Annotated in this window: 4 protein-coding genes; 2 read left to right on the top strand and 2 right to left on the bottom strand. The window is 54.0% G+C overall.

Features of this window, described 5'->3' with window-relative positions; translation table 11 throughout:
* Positions 1 to 258: hypothetical protein (locus tag B3Z49_RS14520; protein WP_296992165.1), on the top strand; the 258-nt coding region annotated here is incomplete at its 5' end.
* Between the two features lie 5 nt (positions 259 to 263).
* Complete coding sequence (locus B3Z49_RS14515; RefSeq protein WP_296992163.1) at positions 264 to 2,258, top strand: glycosyltransferase; 1,995 nt, start codon at positions 264 to 266, stop codon at positions 2,256 to 2,258.
* A 21-nt stretch (positions 2,259 to 2,279) separates the two neighbouring features.
* On the opposite strand, the gene B3Z49_RS14510 is transcribed toward B3Z49_RS14515, so the two are convergent.
* Positions 2,280 to 2,783: a universal stress protein gene (locus B3Z49_RS14510; protein ID WP_008890850.1), complete on the bottom strand. Its 504-nt coding sequence runs from the start codon at positions 2,781 to 2,783 to the stop codon at positions 2,280 to 2,282.
* Between the two features lie 229 nt (positions 2,784 to 3,012).
* The coding region (locus B3Z49_RS14505) for a TIGR02186 family protein (RefSeq protein ID WP_296992160.1) at positions 3,013 to 3,331 on the bottom strand (319 nt) is incomplete at its 5' end.

Here is a 3,331-nt window from a genome sequence, read left to right as displayed (position 1 = left end):
GTTCGCCTGCAAGGATCACCCGAAACGTTTGAAGGGATCATCAGCGGCGTGATCGGCACCCGTGCGGTATCGCCGGAACTTGAATATGCAGCCTTGCCGCCGTTGCTTAAGAAGGATGAAGTTCTTTTGGTCGTCAATATTCCCGATTCCGGCTTTGAAGATCGCCCGGAGACCTTCTGTAATGTCGGTCGTCGCGCCGAAGTCAGCATTCCAAGCCGACTTCATAGCTGGTTTGGCGAGAGCGACCCGTCAGAATGAACGCGATGGCGCAATTCGCACCGCTGGCACTTGTTGTCGGTGTCATGATGCTGGCGTCACCGTTTCTGCGTCGTGACCGGTTATGGGCGCGTTGGGTGGTTGTGTTTTTCCTGATCGCCCTGATTGCACGGTATTTGCCGTGGCGGATCAGCGAAACAGTCTTGCCAGCCGATCTCACCACGTTTCAGGGCTGGTGGATTGTTTTCCTGTTTGCGATCGAAATCGTGTTTCTGTGTGACATGCTGCGTCAGTCACTTATTCACTGCAAAATCGTAGATCGCAGTGCTGAAGCCGATCAGGCCTATGCCAGACTGTCCGCCCGGCCAGTTGAAAGCTGGCCAAGCGTCGATGTCTTCATTCCGAGTTACAACGAACCGCTTGATGTGCTTGAACGCAGCATTGTCGGCGCGTTGGCGATTGATTACCCGAACAAGACTGTCTGGGTGCTTGATGATGGTAAGCGGGACTGGTTGCGTGATTTCTGCAAGGAAAAGGGGGCCAAGTACCTTACGCGGAAGGACGGAACCGATGCCAAGGCCGGTAATGTAAATAACGGGCTGGCACATTCCAGTGGTGACCTTGTCTGTATTTTTGACGCAGATTTCGTGGCCTATCGCCACTTCCTGAAACGCGTGGTCGGATTTTTCGAAGACCCGACAATTGGTATCGTCCAGACGCCACAGCACTTCTTCAACAAGGACCCGATGCAGCGCAATCTTTGGATTGCCGATCGGTGGCCGGATGAACAAAGGCTGTTCTTTGATCACATTGCGCCGTCCGTTGATGCATGGGATTCAATGTTTTGCTGCGGATCTTGCATGGTCATGCGGCGAAAGGCGCTTGATGCCATCGGTGGTGTGCCAACCGCGTCCATCACCGAAGATATCCTGACCTCGCTTGAGATGCTGCGCGAAGGCTATCGCACCCGTTACCTCAATGAAAAACTGTCTATCGGTCTTGCGGCTGAAAGCCTTCTTGCATTCCATACACAGCGCGAACGCTGGTGTCAGGGCGGTATCCAGACATTGTTTTTAAAGGCGGGACCGCTGGGGCCGGGGCTTTCGCTTTGGCAGCGGATTTTGCTGTTTCCGATCTATTGGGTGTTTCATATCCCGGCGCGCTTGCTGGTGATCATGATCCCGATATTTTATTTCTGGTTTGGCCTGCAACCGCTTGAAAATGCCCGAAGTTGGGAAATTTTCTATTGGCAATTGCCGGTTTTGATCGGCGGATGGGCAACGGCGATGTGGCACAATGGTCGGCAAGCCTATCCCATCGTCAATGAAGGGCCGGCAGTGCTGGTATCCCTCAGGCTGTTTCCAATTGTTGTGTCATCTTTGATCCGGCCATTCGGGCGCCCGTTTAAGGTGACACCCAAGGGATCCCAGTCCGGGGTGGGGAACTCCAGGACCGAAGCAATCATTTTGGGCGCGCTGTTCGTTTTGACGATTGGCGGGTTCTTTTACAACATCAACACCGACATCCGGATCATCGATAATGCCGATTTTCTGCTCGTTGGGGGATTATGGGCTGCGATCAATTCGCTGACATTGCTTGTTGCGATCTTGATTTGCTTTGAAAGCCCGGTGCAGCGCCAACAGGAACGGTTCCCGACCAGCTTGTGGGCAAGGATTACGGGCAACAGTGACGATGACCCGCTAGATATGACGATCACCGATATGTCGTTGGGCGGCGCACGCGCGATGTGCCCTGCAACGGATATTGATCGCGACAGGTTCCAGAAGGGGGCATTAATCAAGCTCGATGCCGAAGAACTTCCACCGCTGGACGCCAAACTGGCGCGTGTCTTTGTGAATGATCAGAAACAGCTTGTCCTGACTCTCGATTTCACGCCGGAGCCCGCCGGCGACGTACGCGATGCGTTGATCCGTGTGCTTTATACAACCGGGATTGATAACGCATCAAAACCGGCAGGCAGTTTTGCGCTTTGGGGCGCGTTGTTGCGCCGGATTTTCGGACGTGGTCCTGTCAAAAGCTAGGAAGCCGACGACGAGGTGAGGTTAGCTCAGCGCGTCAATGTCGGCTTCGGAAAGGGCCGCTGGCACAATGGTCAGTGGCAGGCGCAACTGACCGACGGTGTCGCTTTTGGTCAATGCCGTAATCAGCGGACCGGGGCCTTCACTTGTCGTGCCTGCGGCAAGGACCAGAATGGAAATCTGTTCTTCTTCGTCAAGAAGGTTCAGCAACTCGTCCTTGAGACGGCCTTCGCGGATGAACAGAAGCGGCATGCTGCCGGTTTGTTCATGGACATAGGCCGCAAGCTCGTTCACACGGGATTCCGCCTCGTCACGGGCTTCTTCCTTCATCAGATCGCCAACCGCCATCCAGTGCTGGAACTCGGCCGGTTCAATGACGCTGAGAAGGGCGACACGACCGCCGGTATGTTGTGCGCGACGGCAGGCATAACGCAATGCCTTGGTCATCTCATCGCTGTCATCCACGACAACAAGAAATGTCCTGTTCGAAGTCGCACGAAGTTCCTGATCGGCATCAAAAGAAGGCATATGGGTTCTCTGAACAGTTGCACTCAACCGCTGCGACACTGAACAGATGTGGGACTGTAGTTACGAGCGGACAGTCAAATTGTGCCGCAACTCAATGCCGGTTTCCAAGTGATTTTTGGTAATAGCGACAAAGATTTATGCGTTGCGTTATTGATTGAGGTAATGCTGCGACTGCGAAGTCGCAAGGACCCGGAATGCGCGTTTTGATGGTGAGCAGGCCCGCACACTGTTAGCGTTTGCGGAATACGACACTGGCAATCCAGCCGGCAACCACGGCAATGATCACGGCAATAATGCCATAAAGGGCCGAGTAGCGATGGGCGAATTCATAAACCTCGGCACTGATGCCAGTTTTTGAAACAACCAGTGGTGTGGTTTTGACGCTGGCAACACGGCCATCCCGGATCAGATACACATTGATGGTGTAGGTTCCCGTCGGGGTGTTGGCTGGAAAATGGATATCAGTTCGAAACAGCTGATTGGACAGAAAACTGATTTTGGCCGGGCGTTCACCGAACAGACCTGCACCTTGCATATTGCGCACCAGC

Source organism: Thalassospira sp. UBA1131 (assembly GCF_002311515.1).
Taxonomy (GTDB): Bacteria; Pseudomonadota; Alphaproteobacteria; order Rhodospirillales; family Thalassospiraceae; genus Thalassospira.
Note: the sequence above shows the minus strand (reverse complement) of the source record. Positions and strands in the feature narration are given on the sequence as shown.

What these genes read in the sequence shown, in the direction of transcription:
- B3Z49_RS14515 (WP_296992163.1), top strand. Translation starts at nt 264, where the DNA reads ATGGCGCAATTCGCACCGCTGGCACTTGTTGTCGGTGTCATGATGCTG.
- B3Z49_RS14510 (WP_008890850.1), bottom strand. Translation starts at nt 2,783, where the DNA reads ATGCCTTCTTTTGATGCCGATCAGGAACTTCGTGCGACTTCGAACAGG.